Source organism: Cuneatibacter sp. NSJ-177, from assembly GCF_022867805.1.
Lineage (GTDB): Bacteria > Bacillota > Clostridia > Lachnospirales > Lachnospiraceae > Pseudolachnospira.
The window spans coordinates 77,260-91,799 of record NZ_JALIFO010000011.1; the positions used below are offsets into that span (position 1 = coordinate 77,260).

The 14,540-nt window shown below is 52.4% G+C and carries 15 protein-coding genes and 1 riboswitch; of the genes, 5 read left to right on the forward strand and 10 right to left on the reverse strand.

Translation table 11 applies throughout. From position 1 onward, the window contains the following. From MUB23_RS15835 to MUB23_RS15850, 4 genes are all read right to left on the reverse strand, one after another. On the reverse strand, positions 1 to 762 hold the full coding sequence (locus tag MUB23_RS15835) for an ABC transporter permease (RefSeq protein WP_244801687.1): 762 nt from the start codon (positions 760 to 762) through the stop codon (positions 1 to 3). After that, positions 746 to 1,519 carry an ABC transporter ATP-binding protein gene (locus MUB23_RS15840; protein ID WP_280515822.1) on the reverse strand — a complete coding sequence of 258 codons (774 nt, stop codon included), beginning with the start codon at positions 1,517 to 1,519 and terminating at the stop codon, positions 746 to 748. Before MUB23_RS15840 ends, MUB23_RS15835 begins: the two co-directional genes overlap by 17 nt. Positions 1,520 to 1,570: 51 nt before the next feature. Continuing rightward, positions 1,571 to 1,673: riboswitch (TPP riboswitch) on the reverse strand. A gap of 145 nt (positions 1,674 to 1,818) precedes the next feature. Continuing rightward, positions 1,819 to 2,727 carry a glycyl-radical enzyme activating protein gene (locus tag MUB23_RS15845; protein WP_244801689.1) on the reverse strand — a complete coding sequence of 303 codons (909 nt, stop codon included), beginning with the start codon at positions 2,725 to 2,727 and terminating at the stop codon, positions 1,819 to 1,821. Positions 2,728 to 2,797: 70 nt separating this feature from the next. Continuing rightward, positions 2,798 to 5,218, reverse strand: a complete 2,421-nt coding sequence (locus MUB23_RS15850; protein ID WP_244801690.1) for a pyruvate formate lyase family protein — start codon at positions 5,216 to 5,218, stop codon at positions 2,798 to 2,800. Positions 5,219 to 5,656: 438 nt separating this feature from the next. On the opposite strand from MUB23_RS15850, the gene MUB23_RS15855 reads away from it, so the two are divergent. Together MUB23_RS15855 and MUB23_RS15860 are read left to right on the forward strand one after the other, a co-directional pair. After that, the gene (locus MUB23_RS15855) at positions 5,657 to 5,959 is read left to right on the forward strand and encodes a DUF6442 family protein (protein ID WP_244801692.1); all 303 of its coding nucleotides are present in this window, start codon (positions 5,657 to 5,659) and stop codon (positions 5,957 to 5,959) included. Positions 5,960 to 5,972: 13 nt separating this feature from the next. Next, on the forward strand, positions 5,973 to 6,179 hold the full coding sequence (locus tag MUB23_RS15860; protein ID WP_244801694.1) for a helix-turn-helix transcriptional regulator: 207 nt from the start codon (positions 5,973 to 5,975) through the stop codon (positions 6,177 to 6,179). Positions 6,180 to 6,359: 180 nt separating this feature from the next. Here the strand turns inward: MUB23_RS15860 and MUB23_RS15865 are convergent, their stop codons facing one another. From MUB23_RS15865 to MUB23_RS15885, 5 genes are all read right to left on the reverse strand, one after another. Continuing rightward, positions 6,360 to 7,151, reverse strand: a complete 792-nt coding sequence (locus MUB23_RS15865) for an ABC transporter ATP-binding protein (RefSeq protein ID WP_244801695.1) — start codon at positions 7,149 to 7,151, stop codon at positions 6,360 to 6,362. A gap of 1 nt (position 7,152) precedes the next feature. Further along, entirely contained in the window at positions 7,153 to 8,052 is a 900-nt protein-coding gene (locus tag MUB23_RS15870) for an ABC transporter permease (RefSeq protein WP_244801698.1), read from the reverse strand. 8 nt (positions 8,053 to 8,060) lie between these two features. Then, entirely contained in the window at positions 8,061 to 9,002 is a 942-nt protein-coding gene (locus MUB23_RS15875; RefSeq protein ID WP_244801700.1) for an L-lactate dehydrogenase, read from the reverse strand. Between the two features lie 60 nt (positions 9,003 to 9,062). Beyond that, positions 9,063 to 10,145, reverse strand: a complete 1,083-nt coding sequence (locus MUB23_RS15880; protein WP_244801702.1) for an ABC transporter substrate-binding protein — start codon at positions 10,143 to 10,145, stop codon at positions 9,063 to 9,065. 787 nt (positions 10,146 to 10,932) lie between these two features. Beyond that, positions 10,933 to 11,121 carry a hypothetical protein gene (locus MUB23_RS15885; protein WP_244801704.1) on the reverse strand — a complete coding sequence of 63 codons (189 nt, stop codon included), beginning with the start codon at positions 11,119 to 11,121 and terminating at the stop codon, positions 10,933 to 10,935. A gap of 197 nt (positions 11,122 to 11,318) precedes the next feature. On the opposite strand from MUB23_RS15885, the gene MUB23_RS15890 reads away from it, so the two are divergent. After that, positions 11,319 to 11,939, forward strand: a complete 621-nt coding sequence (locus MUB23_RS15890) for a TetR/AcrR family transcriptional regulator (protein WP_244801705.1) — start codon at positions 11,319 to 11,321, stop codon at positions 11,937 to 11,939. After that, a complete protein-coding gene (locus MUB23_RS15895; protein WP_244801707.1) occupies positions 11,914 to 12,705 on the forward strand; it encodes a class I SAM-dependent methyltransferase in 792 nt (263 codons plus the stop codon). Before MUB23_RS15890 ends, MUB23_RS15895 begins: the two co-directional genes overlap by 26 nt. 108 nt (positions 12,706 to 12,813) lie before the next feature. Here the strand turns inward: MUB23_RS15895 and MUB23_RS15900 are convergent, their stop codons facing one another. Further along, positions 12,814 to 13,365 carry an XRE family transcriptional regulator gene (locus tag MUB23_RS15900; RefSeq protein ID WP_244801709.1) on the reverse strand — a complete coding sequence of 184 codons (552 nt, stop codon included), beginning with the start codon at positions 13,363 to 13,365 and terminating at the stop codon, positions 12,814 to 12,816. 267 nt (positions 13,366 to 13,632) lie between these two features. On the opposite strand from MUB23_RS15900, the gene MUB23_RS15905 reads away from it, so the two are divergent. Then, positions 13,633 to 14,214 carry a LysE family transporter gene (locus tag MUB23_RS15905; RefSeq protein ID WP_244801746.1) on the forward strand — a complete coding sequence of 194 codons (582 nt, stop codon included), beginning with the start codon at positions 13,633 to 13,635 and terminating at the stop codon, positions 14,212 to 14,214. The last annotated feature ends 326 nt before the right edge of the window (positions 14,215 to 14,540 follow it).

Below are 14,540 nucleotides of genomic sequence, written 5' to 3' on the forward strand. Positions count from 1 at the left end.
TTACAGTTCTTTTCTCCAGGTCACAAAATGTTTTTCCAATTTTCCCACGAGAAAGACCACCAGCATGGCCGCCGCCGAGAGCAGGACGATGGGCGCAAATACCCCGGCGCCGTCCAGCTGGGTCATCATCCGTTTGCTGAAATAGCCGAGACCGCTCTGGGCTCCCAGCCATTCCCCGATCGCCGCGCCGATCACGCTGATCGGAACCGCCATCCGGACCGCGGAGAAAAACGAAGGAATTGCCCAGGGCACCTTCAATTTCCAAAAAATTTCCCATCTCCCGGCCCCGCAGGTCTCCATATACTCTTCCATCTCCCGTTTTGTGGAACGAAGGCCGTCGTGGATCGTAATCGTGACCGGGAAAAAGGTGATTAAAATCGCAGCCAGCACCTTGCTCCAAATGCCGTAACCAAACCAGAGCACAAAAAGCGGCGCAATCGCCATGGTCGGGATGGTCTGGGAAGCCACGATCAGCGGGTACAGCGCTTTTTCCGCGGTGGGGTTCATATCCATGAAAACCGCCAGAAGGATCCCCAGGACCAAAGAGATCAAAAGCCCCAGTCCGGTGATCGCCATCGTAGCGGGCAGATGTACGAGAAACAGCGGTTCCCTCAGCTCCCAGAGCTTTTGCAGTACCTGGACCGGCGTGGGAAGGATGTACGCCGCGCCGATCAGCATGGCGATTCCCTGCCAAAGCGCCAGAAACCCGAAGATGACCAGGCCTGACAGCCCTTTCCCCGACCTTTTATTTTTCTTCTTCATCCCGTCTCTCCTCCTGCAATCCCGCGATCAAACGCTCCTTCAACTCTTGTATCTCCACCGCTTCCAGCATCTTCCGGTTTCTGGGGAAGGGAAGCGGAACCGGAATACTTTCCAGCGACCGCACCGGACGCCCCTTTAAAACCAAAATCCTCGTGGCCAAAAACAAGGCTTCTTCCACATCGTGGGTCACAAACAGCACCGTTTTCCCCAAACTTTCCCACTGTTCCGCCAGCCACTCCTGCAGGGAAACGCGGGTCAGATAATCCAGAGCACTGAAAGGCTCGTCCAAAAGGAGAAGATCCGATCCGGACAGAAGCGTCCTGGCAAAAGAGGCGCGCTGCCGCATTCCGCCGGAGAGCTCCCGCGGGTACTTTCCTCCGTTCCCGCCCAGCCCGACCCGCTCCAGCAGCTCCTGGATTCTTCTTTTTTGTTCTCCCTTCGGGACTTTCTTTAATTCCAGAGGCAGCGCCAGATTTCTTTCCAGCGTCCGCCAGGGCATCAGCAGATCACGCTGGGGCATGAAGCCGCTGTAGCCTTTCTGGCCTTTTACCTCTTTCCCGCCGACCAGGATGTGTCCTTCTTCCGGCTCTTCGAGCTGGTGGATCAGGCGGAACAGCGTGCTCTTGCCGCAGCCGCTGGCGCCGACCACAGCCACAAACTCGCCCTGCTCCACGGAAAAAGACAGATCTTCAAACATCGGATTGGGATCTTCTTCATATTGAAATGTTACCTTTTGAAATTCTACGATTTTTTCCATTGGTTCTCCTTTGAAAAAACAAAAAACCAGGCCTGCGCCTGGTTTGAATAGTTCTTCTCTTGCTGTCGATTCCTCCGTTGGCATAATCCAAATCAGGTTCCAGGGTCGAAACGTGCTTTCCTCTCAGCCCATGAGGGCTCCCCTTGACATATCTGTTTTATTTAATTTTCCGTTTATAAAATAACACGTAACGGCAAAAAATGCAAGGTAGTTTTTGCAGATAAGAACAGCGAAGGGCAAAATTTCCTCCCCGATTTCATCGAGAAAAAATTTTGCCCTGCCGCCTCTGCCGTATCTCACTAATATTTCACCGAAAATCCCTGCCCCCGGAAAATCTCCGCCAGTTCTTCCAAGTGACTAGGCTCCGGCGTTCGAAATGTCCCGCAGATCTCCGTGCTCCATCCCAGGGCTTCCCGCTTCGAGTTCCCCATCTCATGGTAAGGGAGCAGCCATACTTCCTCCACGGAAGCTACAAAAGGGGCCAGGAAGGCAGCCACCCGGCGGATCTCTTCCTCGGAGTCGTTGACGCCGGCGATCAGAGGGAGGCGGGCCCAGACTGTTTTCCCCAGCTCCCGGACCGCCCGCTCCAAATTATCAAGAATCCTCTCGTTCCCCACTCCGGTCAGCTCCCGGTGCCGTTTGGAATCCATGTGCTTGATGTCGTACAGGACATGGTCCGCCTGAGACAAAACCAGCTTAGCACTCTCCCAGGCGGCAAACCCACAGGTCTCGACAGCGGTGGAGATCCCCCGCTCTTTGGCTTCCCGGAGCAGGGCCGCGGCAAATTCCGGCTGAGATAAGGGTTCCCCTCCGCTGACGGTCAGACCGCCGCCGGAATACCGGTAATACCGCCGGTCCTTCTCCACCTCTTTTATCACATCCTCCGCCGTCCAGATCTTCCCGATCCGTTCGCGGGCTTTCTGACGGCAGGCATCAACACAGGCACAGCAGTCCGTACAGTTTTCCCAGGTCTGAAGGATTCCGTTTTCGGCCTGCCGGATACAGCCCTTCGGACAAGCCGAACGGCAGGCGCCGCAGCCGGTGCAGAGGTTCGAATACCAGGCCATCTGTTCCTTCACCAGATTGGATTCCGGGTTATGGCACCACTGACAGCGCAGAGGACAGCCTTTGAGAAAAACCGTGGTTCGGATTCCGGGCCCGTCATGAATCGAATATCTTTGAATGTTAAAAACAATCCCTTGTTCCATCGGATCCTCCTGCCAAAATAATCAAAGCCGCGCCGACTGCTGGCTGTGGGAGCCCACCGGCACCCCCGGATCAAAGTCCCCGGTAGCTGGTCCGGCCGATCACCTCGTCCTGTACATTCTTGGACAGGGTGACAAAATAGGTGCTATATCCGGCCACACGGACGATCAGGTCCTTATACTTCTCCGGCTCCTTCTGCGCCGCAACCAAAGTCTCCTGGTCCACCACGTTGAACTGGATCTGATTTCCGCCCTCCATCATGTAGGTGCGGATCAGCATCATCAGCTTCCGGCGGTCGTCCTCGGTCCGGATCGCGGTCGGGTGAACTTTCATGTTGTGCAGTGTCGCGTTCATCCGGCGCTGCGGCAATTTCATCGCGCTGTTCAGCATCGCGGTGGGCCCGCAGACGTCACAGCCCTGCTCCGGGGAAACCGACCCGTCAGCCAGGGCGGCTCCTGCATAGCGGCCGTCGGGAGTGGCGCCGGTCAGGCGTCCGCCCGGATCGTGGGCCGTGATGGAAAGTCCGCTGACGCAGAACTTTCCGCCCCTGTAGCTGTCGATGCTGCATCCGATGTCCACCAGGCGGCTGTAGATGCGGGCGACCACCTCGTCGGTCTCGTCATCGTCATTGCCGTACTTGGGCACCGCCAGGCACATCTCGCGGATCTTCTGGTTCTCCTCTCCCTCCCAGTTGGCGTCCAGGGCGTCGAGAAGCTGTTTCATGGTAATTTTCTTCTCATCGAATACCAGTTTCTTGATCACCGCCATGGAATCGCCGACGTTGATGGTGCCGACACCCAGGTTGATGGTCGGCCCAAGGCCGTAGGGAAGTTCCCGCATCTTGCCGATCTTACCGACCTCCACGCCGTCCGAGAACAGGGAGATGGGGAACGGATCCTGCATTTCTTTGCGCCCGGTCAGGTAGCGGAGCAGCATATCCTGGCCGAAATACTCGATGTAATATTTTTGATGTTCCAGCATCTTTTCCTCAAACTCTTCGTAGGTCTTCATCTCGCAGACGTCGCCGGTCTTCGGTCCGATCTGCATGTCAAGGTGAGGGCTGTAACCGTTGTGCAGGAACGTATCGAAGGGCAGGGAGGTGACGATCATGGAATACACATGGCCCCAGCCTTCCGGTACGGTCGGGTCCACGCAGCCCATCACCATATAATTTCTGGCCTTCTCTAACGGCACTCCCTTTTCCATCAAAGTTGTCATATAGCCTTTATCGCTGTTGAAGGAGGGCATTCCGATTCCGGTGGAGACCAATTCCAGTGCCTTCATCATCAGTTCATCCGGGGTTTTCTCATGGACGCGCAGGTGGAGCGTGTGATGGGGCGTCCGGCAGCGGTAGGCTGCTTCCAAAAACAGGTAGGTCAGAGGGTTCGTCGCATCATTTCCCTCTTCATCCACACCGCCAAGCGTCACGCCGTTCCAGCGGGCCTGGCCCGACCATTTCAACCGGCTCTGGCCGCCGGAGGTGTTCTTCATCTGCATGATCTTCAGACGGTAGTTCTGCATGTATTCCAGGACGGTTTCATCGTCCAGGTTTCCGTCCTCCACGTCTTTTTTATAATAAGGATAGAGAACCTGGTCCAGGCGTCCCAAGGGCGTCGTGGTCTGGCAGCTGATCATCACAAACAGGAACCACAGGAACTGGTAGGCCTCCTTGAAGGTCTCTGCCGGATACTGAGGGACGCGGCGGCAGATCTTCGCCATCTCGGTCAGTTCCTCTTTCCTCCGGGCGTCCGCACACTCCGCCGCCAGTTTTTCGGCCAGATCCGCATACCGCATCGCCCAGGCGATGACGCCCTTGTTGATGATGATCATGGCGCGCCATACATAAATCTTTTCGATGTCCTCCTCGGTCTTGATCTTGATGCTGACCACCTGGTCCAGTTTTTCCTGGGCCTCGTCGATGATTTTCTGCAAACCTTTGTTCAGCACATAGGCGTAGTCGATCTGGTACGTATCCGCCTCCGGCAGGATGGCCATACCGTTGCAGGCGTAGCCCATGCCGGCCGCCTCCTCCAGCGTCTTGTTGACCGGCAGCAGATAGCCGCTCTTTTTCCAGGCCCACATGGGCTCGTCGTAGAGGTCGTAGAGCTTATATTCCGGGATAATTTTGTGCCAATATTCGGTCAGCTCATACATCTTAGCCGCCTGCTCATCGGTGATGGAATACTCTTCCCCGCGCAGGGATTCGATTCCTTCTTTCTGCCAGGTTCCCTTGGTCCAAAAATCCGCCTCCACGCACATCGGCTTGCTGGCGGGCGCTCCGGCCAGCAGGTCCCCCTCCATGATATAAATCGGAATATGCTCCAGCATATAGGACTGTGCCTTCGCCATGCGGATCACGTTGGGATCCCCTTCAAATTTTTGATATGCTTCGGTAAATAAACTTGCCTTCTCCACGCTGAAGGCGATCTTTGGAGCACGGACGATCTCGTATATCTTTTTGATCCGCTCCGACATCACTCTCTTTTCTTCCACTGCGATATCCTCCTTGTACACTGATGGCTTTATCTTAGCACCTGGCAAAGAGGGTGAACACTCACATTTCGGAGGAAAAGGGTGGACTATTTTCGCTTCTTGCCTGTCATCATTCCGTCTTCTCCCCGGCAAAGGCAGAAGGGACTCCGGCGGGCTCATCAAAACAGAAAAAAGGCGTACCGCCAAAATTTGTGTGGATTTATCTTGACAAGTAAACTTGGCAGCAGTATCATCTAAATACCAAGTAAACTTGGCATCAAGATTCTACAGGCAGAAAGTTCACCGAAGGCAGGCGATTTGGTTCATCCTTCATACCGTCCGCTGCCGGATAAAGATCCCGTCACCCGGCAGGCATCGCCCGCGGCAGCCTTTTCCGCCGAAAAAGGTAGATGGATATGTTGCTCGTTGGTTCCAAAATCACAAAAGGAGGTTACCAGAATGGACAGGGAAACCATATTAAAGAAAGCGCAGGGAGAAGAAGACGAAATGGTTGCGCAAGTCCGTGACAAATCGATCAAATATACGTACCTGGCGCTAGTCTGCAGCGCCGCTGTCTTTGCCTTCCTTCGGGGACAAAACGGCCAGCCGATCATGGATCTTTGCGCAACGGTCTGTTTTTCGGTCTTTGCCGGCCGGATTTACTGTTTTATCAAAACGAGAGACAAGGCCAATCTCTTCCTCGCCGTTGTCACACTTGCAATGGCCGTTTTCGCGACGGTTCGGTTTTTTATGGGACATTGACCGGGGGGAGAGGATGGACGAAAAACTGACATTAAAAAACCGGCTGAAAGAAACCAGGGCGGAACAAAATTTATCCCAGTCCCAGTTAGCGGAAATGGTAGGAGTCTCCCGCAATACGATCAGCTCCATTGAGACCGGGCAGTTTAACCCTACCGCCAAGCTGGCTTTGGTTATATGTATCGCTCTCAATAAAAAGTTTGAAGATCTCTTCTACTTTTAATGGAAGCTTCCCCTGTCTCTTTGCCGCTTGACTTTCCTGATCCTTCCTTGATACGAATAGAAAAACCGCAAAGGACAAACAAAGGCCTGCTGGACGGTAAATCCGGCAGACCTCTTGTTTGTCCTTGTTTCTTGGTTCGATATTGGATTTTTAATTCGCGCTTACCAGTCCGCGCTATTTCTACCGCAGCAGCATCCGGTCATTGGCCAGTTTCTTTTTGCTGGCCTCCGTGTAGCAGGTCAGGAGCCGGTCCACAGTCATATCCGCCCGCTCCTTTCCGGAAAGATCCAGGATAATCCCGCCGTCGTCCATCATAATCGTCCGGTTTCCGATGGAAAGGGCGGCCTGCATATCGTGGGTAATCATCATGGTGGTAATTTTTCCAGCCTCCACCAGCTCCACCGTGATGGCAAGCACCTTCTCCGCGGTGGCCGGATCCAGAGCCGCCGTGTGCTCATCGAGCAGCAGAAGCTTCGGCTCCGCAATCGTGCACATCAGCAGGGAAACCGCTTGGCGCTGGCCGCCGGAGAGCTGCCCCACCTTTGCTTTTAAGCGGTCCTCCAGGCCCAGGTTCAGCTTTTCGAGAAGCGTCCGAAAAAAATCCCGATCGTCCCGGCTGACGGCAAAAAGGCTTTTTTTCGCTTTTCTCGTATAGGCGAGCGCGAGATTTTCCTCGATTGTCAGATTGGGCGCCGTCCCTTTCAAGGTGTCCTGAAAGACCCGGCCGATATCGTACGCCCTCTTATAATCTTTCCAGGAAGTAATATTTTTCCCGTCCAGATGAATGCTCCCGGCATCCACCCAGAAAGCGCCGCCGATCGCGTTAAAAAGTGTGGATTTTCCCGCGCCGTTGGAACCGATGATGGTGACGAAGTCCCCGGCGTCCAGCTCTAAACTGACGTCATTTAACGCCCGCTTTTCATTGGGCGTGCCCGGATAAAAGGTTTTCTTTACATTTTTTACGGTCAGCATCCTAGATCCGCTCCCTTCTCTTCATCTTCCGCAGGCTCATCCATTGCTTGATCGCAGGCAGGGACAGCGCCAACGCCACGATGACCGCCGAGACCAGTTTCAGGCCGTAGGACGGAAACAGCTTAACTTTTAAGGCAACCGCGATAAACATCCGGTAAACCACGGAACCGAGGATCGCAGAAAAAAGGCCGATGGTCACCGAACGGCGGCCGATGACGGTCTCCCCGATGATCACCGAAGCCAGGCCGATCACCACCATGCCGCTGCCGTATCCTGCGTCAAAGAAAGAAAGCGACTGACCGATCAGGCCGCCGGAAAGAGCCACACAGGCATTTCCCAGGGCCAGGCCCGCGCACTTGTAGATGTCGGCGTTGACCGAGGAGGAACGCACCATATCCTCGTTGTCGCCGGTGGCCCGGATCGCCAAGCCCTGGCGGGTTTTAAAATACACGGACAAAATTGCCGCCAGGAGCAGACAGACGATCAGGGGGAGCAAAGTCTTGCTCTGATTGGCGGTCAGTCCGAAAACCCTCTCCGCGGCCTGAAACAATGTCTCCCCGGTATTGGCAGAGACATTGGACTTGCCCGACGTCACAAAGAGATTCACCGAATACAGGCCGGTCATGGTCAAAATCCCGGCAAGAATCGGGTGAATGCCGATCTTCGTCTGCAAAAGGCCGGTCACTGTGCCCGCGCCCGCCCCGGCCAGAAAAGCAAGCAGCAGACCAAGAGCCGGATGGCCCGCCACGGTCAGCATCACGGATACCGCCATGCCGAGGCCGAAGCTCCCGTCCACCGTTAAATCCGGCGTGTTTAAAATTCGAAAGGTAATGTATACGCCTATGGCCAGCACGGCATAGGCAAATCCCTCCTGAAGGGAACGAAGCAGCAGTACTCCCATCTTTTCTCCTATCTGGCCTCGGCCAGCTCATTGTGTTTTTGAATCACCTCGCAGGAAGCGTCAAACGCCGCCTGCTCCGACTCGGTCAATTTCAAAGTCAAAATCTCCTCGACCCCGTTCTTTCCGATCACAGCCGGAACGCCAACATGAAAACCACTCTTTCCGTATTCTCCGTCCAGATAGGCCGAAACCGGGAAGACCCGCTTTTCATCGTAGAGCACCGCCTGACAGATCTCCGCCAGGGCCGCCCCGATTCCAAACTCTGTGGAGCCCTTTCCGATGATGATCTCCATACCGATCTGATGGGTCCGCTCTTCCAGAACCGAAAGCGTCACCTTGCCGTAGACCTCCGGATTTTCCTGGATCAACTCTGTCAGGGGTTTCCCCATCAACGTGACATGGGAAAGAGGGACCATGGAGGAATCGCCGTGCTCTCCCATGGCAAAGCACTGGATCGAGCGCATATCGACGCCGGTCAGCTCATGGAGGGTCCGGCGAAGCCTGGCCGTATCGAGGGACGTGCCGGTGCCGAAGATCTTCTGCGCCGGGTAACCCAAATGCTTTCTCACATAATTGACCACAATATCGCAGGGGTTGGAGATGGAAATAATCATCCCGTTGAACTTCGTCTGTTTCAGTTTCTCCACCACGTCCTTCATGATGTCGATGGTGTCTCCCAGCATATCCAGCCGGGTCTGGCCAGGTTTTCTGGAAACGCCCACGCTGATCACCAAGATGTCAGCGTCGTCACAGTCCGCATAAGTCCCCGCATAGATTTTTACCGGCCGGCGCATGAAAGCCGTGGCATCTGCGATATCTTTGGCCTGGCTGTCCGCCTTTCTCTCGTCGATGTCGATCAAGGCGATCTCCCCGCAGATCCCGGACAGGGCCAGATTTAAGGTACAGAGAGAGCCGACATGGCCGGCTCCCAAAACGACAATTTTGCTCATGACTTTCTCCATTTCCTCCGCCCCGTACCCAGACAGGGCGGAACCAACAAATCCGAATCGTTACTCTCCCAAAATCGTAAACTCTGCCTTCATCGCGTCGGACAGCTCAATTCCCAGTTCCTGGGCTGTCTTCGCATTGATCATCTTGGCAAACTCCGCGATCTGCTCCACCGGGTTCTCCGCAATGGTCTCGCCGTTCACCAGGCGCTGCACCATCTGGGCCGTCTGTTTTCCAAGAACCGTGTAATCGATTCCCACCGTAGCCAGGCCGCCGTCGATGACCATGGAGTCGGCTCCCACATAGATGGGCAGGTTCGCTTCCGTAGCCACCTGGAGATACGCGGCCATGGCGGAAGCCACCGTGTTGTCGTTGGGGGTGAAGAAGGCGTCCACGGAACCAACCAGGGAAGAAGCCGCCTGCTGCACGTCGGCGGTGCCGGTTACGGTGGCCTCCTCATATTTCAGGCCGTTGGCGTCGCAGTAGGCTTTGGCTTTCTCGATGCCAGTCACGGAATTGATCTCGCTGGTGTTGTAGACCATGCCGAAGGTCTTTACGTCCGGCGTCAGCTCCAGGGCCAGCTTAATGATATCCTCCACCGGGATGGAATTGGAAACGCCGGTGATATTACCATCGGTTTTGTCCAGGGATTCCACCAGGCCTGCTTCCACCGGGTTGCTGACCGCGGAGAATACGATCGGAATCTCCTTGGTCGCGGAGGCCGCCACCTGGGCGGTCGGGGTTGCGATCGGAACCAGGATATCCACGCCGCCGGTGATCATCTCCTGGACAATGGTCGGAAGCATGGTGGAATCGCCGCTGGCGTTCTGGTAGACGATCTCGATGGTTCCGGCTTCCTCCAGGGGTTTCAATTCTTCCACGATGGTCTCGTAGATCTGGTTTAAGGAGGGGTGATCCATGTGCTGGATGATGCCGATCTTGTAGGTTTTGCCGGTTGAGGCGTCAGTGGCGGCTGCGGTGGTGGCGGCGTCGGAGGCGGCTGTTGTCGGGGAGGCCGCGGATCCCGCGGTGGTGGCGTCTGCGGTGGTAGAAGTGGTCCCGCTGCCGCAGCCGGCCAGCATGCCGGCCGCCATGATAAGGCTCATTCCGTAGGCTAATAAGTTGGTTTTTTTGCTCTTTTTCATCTTTTTTCTCCTTTTTTTGGAAATAGGGGGCGCTTGGTGTCCGGTATTGGCCGGAGGGGCGGATGGGCTGGGCTCTTGGCTATTTCGCGGGGGCGGTAGGTTGGGCTCTTGGCCTTTGGCCAATTCGCAGTTGGGAGAAGCCAGGGTGCTCCTGGCTTTCCCCCGCCGGGCCCATTCGGGAGGGCTTTCGCCCTCCCTCATTGGAGGCTGTCGCCTCATAAAACGGAGAGCTCAGCCGCCGGGAAGTGCAAGCCCTTCCCGGCGGCTGCGTTCTTCGTTTTGCCCGGCTCGTAGCTTATACAAAAAAAATCCCTATTCTGCCTGTGCAGAATAAGGACAAGTTTTCACCTGCGGTGCCACCTTAATTAATTCGTTTCGAATTCACTTTGTCAGGAATGCCAATACATCCCCTGCCCTTAACGCGGACAATACGTCTTGGATACTTGGCTGTGCCTTTCCCCTCGCCCTCAGCGGCCCATGTAGTGCAACGCGTTCTGCGGTTTCTCAGCTTCCCCGCTCTCTGTGAGTGCTCTCTGCAATACCTTCTCCGCCTCTATGGTTTTTGAAGTGTTTATTTTGATATGGTGTATTATACGCAGAGTTTTTTTATTTGTCAACAGGTTTTTTCAAAATCAAGCCGGATTTTGTTTCGGGCCGCTGCCTATCATTCTCTGGCGTAGGTTTCCGGCTCTTATGGTTCCCCAGGAATGGCCCGGCAAGGTCAAAGAGTCCCTCGAAAACGCCGCAGCAAGTACCGGGGCAAATCTGCATTCCCTTTTTAGACGCCTCAGCTTTTCTCTCTGATTTTTTTGACAACCATTCCGACACCTGCTCCCGCGATCATGCCGAATACAAGCCCGAAACACATGGTTATGCCTGTTTTTCCTTGAGAATGTCCCACCACCCAACCGATCGCGATCCCTAGTATCATACCAAAGCACATACATGCGATCACTAGATTATCATTTTTCTTCATTGACTTTCCCTTTCCTTTATACTTGATACCTTGCCTCCGGTCAGGCTATATTTCAGCCTACCCAGCTGCTGTAAGATCCGCCGGAGACACTCCACTGCTTCCCGTTTTAATCCTGCCCATTATTCCAGCAGGTTCTCAAGAATGGAAAGATCATACCTGTCCTTGTCCCTTAATTCATAGCCGGAATGGAATAATTTTTGTCCATTCCTATCCTCCCAATTTCAGTGTACCAGCATCAACGAATCGAGTCAATAACGCAATGGCTTGATCCCGGAAGCTTATCTGCCGCCCCCTATCCTTTTCTTTGTGGATCATCTTGCCCCCAGGCGCTTTTGCTGCCAAAAACCGATTATCTAGCGTTTGCCTATGAATTCTATGAACAGTATGTCGCGGATTATCGTGATTTAGCGAAGGTCCCTCCTTATTTAGTTCTCCCCCTTTCCTATGTTGACTTTGCTCAAAAAGAAACCCTCCTGTTCCATTTGCTGTTTATCCATGATATGGATTTGGACATGACAAAAGCAAATGATTTTTATCAGGAAGCTGACAATGAAAAAAAGGCGGAGATTTTTTCGAAAGCCATCGGAATCGATTTAGAACGCACAAAAAAGATTTATCTGGACTTATTTCTCTATACCCATGGAATCGCTGTTTTGACCGCGACGAAAAAGCTTTCTTTTGATCGAGAAAACGCTGAGAAAATGGTGATGGATGTGCTGACTGCTTTGATACTGCAAGAAATACCGCATTGGAATGGATCGAATGGCGCTAACGGACGCAGAAGGAGTGAAAATGAAAACAACCCCCTATTTAATTGACTTTTATAATCATTATGATGAGGATAACCGGCTGGCGTTCCCTCATGGGTCTGTTGAGTTCCTGACCACAATGCGGTATATCGAGCGGTATCTCACTTCTGGCAGCCGTGTGCTTGAAATCGGCGCCGGCACAGGCCGGTACTCCCATGCGCTGGCGCGTCAGGGGTATCTCGTGGATGCCGTGGAATTAGTGGAACACAATATAGAAGTTTTTTGGGAAAATACGGAGCCGGACGAGCAAATCACCATCGTTCAGGGCAACGCCTTGGACTTATCTTCATTCCCGGCCGATACCTATGATATTACACTGCTGTTAGGCCCGCTGTATCATCTCTATACCCCAGAAGACAAGCGGCAAGCTCTGGGCGAGGCGATTCGTATCACGAAACCAGGAGGCGTAATTTTTGCCGCCTATGTGATCTCCGACGGCTGCCTTCTGGACGAGGGCTTCAAGCGCGGCAATGTCAACGTCGCGGAATATATAAAAGAGGGCTTACTTAACGCTCAGACATTTGCCGCGAATTCAGAGCCAAAGGATTTATTTGAACTTGTCCGGAAAGAAGACATTGACGCCTTAATGTCCGTATTTCCTGTTACCCGGCTGCATTACGTCGCTGCTGACGGATGCACCTTATTAATGCGCGAGGCGATCGACGCGATGGATTCCGATATCTTTGCCTTGTATATGAGGTATCATTTCGCCACCTGTGAACGGGAGGATCTACTGGGAATTACAAGCCATGCGCTTGATATCTTTAGAAAGTAGGGGGCATGCTGGGAACCGCATTTTTTCTTATTCCATCATATTCACAACTGATATAACTTTTATAAGATCAACATTGCTACATTCGGGATAACTTCCTCTGAAACACAATTAGGGGTTAAAAAGAATCATGTGCAGTACTGCGGTTTCATTCCCAACATTTTTGTATGAATGAACGGTATCGGCTCCAAATCGTATACTTTCGCCCTTTTCAACGATAAAACGTTGACCGCCAGCATGAATCTCGATTTTTCCCGTAAAAATTGTAAGAAATTCAGTGGTTCCCTTTAAGTGCGGTTCGGATTCCCAATAGCTGCCTTCATCTAATTCCAGATAATAGACTGCAAATCTACGGTTCTCATTATCCGGGAAAAGAGAGTAGTTTTTTACTTTTCCGCCATCTTCAAGCAAGGGTTGAATTTCCGATGTCTTCACAATCTCATACGGACTTTTGGGACGAACGGTTAAAGCGTCAAACGGCACTTTCATTCCATTTGAAATTTTCCATAATGTAGAAATCGTCGGATTCCCATCACCGCGCTCAATTTGTGCCAGCATACTTTTACTAACGCCGCTCAATCTTACAAGCTCGTCCATGCTTAATTTTTTTTCTTCACGCAGTCGTCTGATGTTTCTAGCGACTATCACATTCATTGAATCCAAAAAATCACCCTCTCTCTTGACATTATAATGCACTAGTTGTATTATTATATCGTACTAGTACAATATAATAATCATTTTATACCATTATACAGTTTCAATTTAGGCTTGTAAAGAGGAAAGGAGCTATCCTTCTGATTCCAAATCTTGAAGAAGCCAGGGGACTACTCAAAAATACAACAAAGGTGATTTCCATTTGCTGCATGGTGAAGTCGCATCTGGCATTCTGGGGGATTGACAAAAACCATTCTTTAATAGAAAGGGGTTATGATGTTCCATTTATATGATTTTCTGATTTATTGTTTTATTACTGCTTACACACCGGGTGCCAACAATCTGCTTTCCATGAGCAATGCCATACGGCTGGGATTCCGTCGGAGCGTTCGCTTTAATCTCGGTATACTGGCCGGATTTGCAATCGTTATGTCTGTTTGTACTGCATTTAGCGCAACGCTCTATTCGTATCTTCCTAAAGTGAAGATTGTCATGCAGATATTAGGCGCTGCTTATATGCTGTACCTTGCATGGAAAGTCTGGAAAAGTTCTTCGGAATTAAGTACAAGCGGCGATCAAGAAGCCAGCTTTCTTTCAGGCATGGTACTGCAATTCGTCAATCCCAAAATCTATATTTACGCAATCACTGCAATGTCGCTTTATATCTTGCCGGTTTATCATTCCAGTGCAGCTCTGATTGGATTTACTGTTATATTATCTCTGCTTGGCGCTTCCGGCTCTTTTGTTTGGGCGCTGTTTGGAGCGGTATTTTGTAAATTCTTCTCAAAACACGCAAAGTTGGTAAATGTTATCATGGCCCTTTTGCTTATTTACTGTGCCATTTCTCTATTCCTTTAATTGATCACTATTCCTTTTGACGCATCTCCAAACCGTGGATAGGCTGGAACGGAATCACGGTAACGTCCAATCGGGCATGGGATATTCCGTTGTGGTTCGTCTGCGATTGAAAATGAGCGCCGGGGATATTTGCAAAAATTATGGTAAGGGAGACCCGAATTGCCGATTACCGAGGTTGTGAGTCCGTTCTAAGAAAAGCAAATGATTTTCTGGCTGCACAAAAAAGTCGCACAAAACGCAGGTAAACTCATATTTTGTTAATGATCTGATGGTCTGAAAGCTCAACAGCGCGCCGCAGGCTGCCGTATGGATCTTAAGCGTTTTCG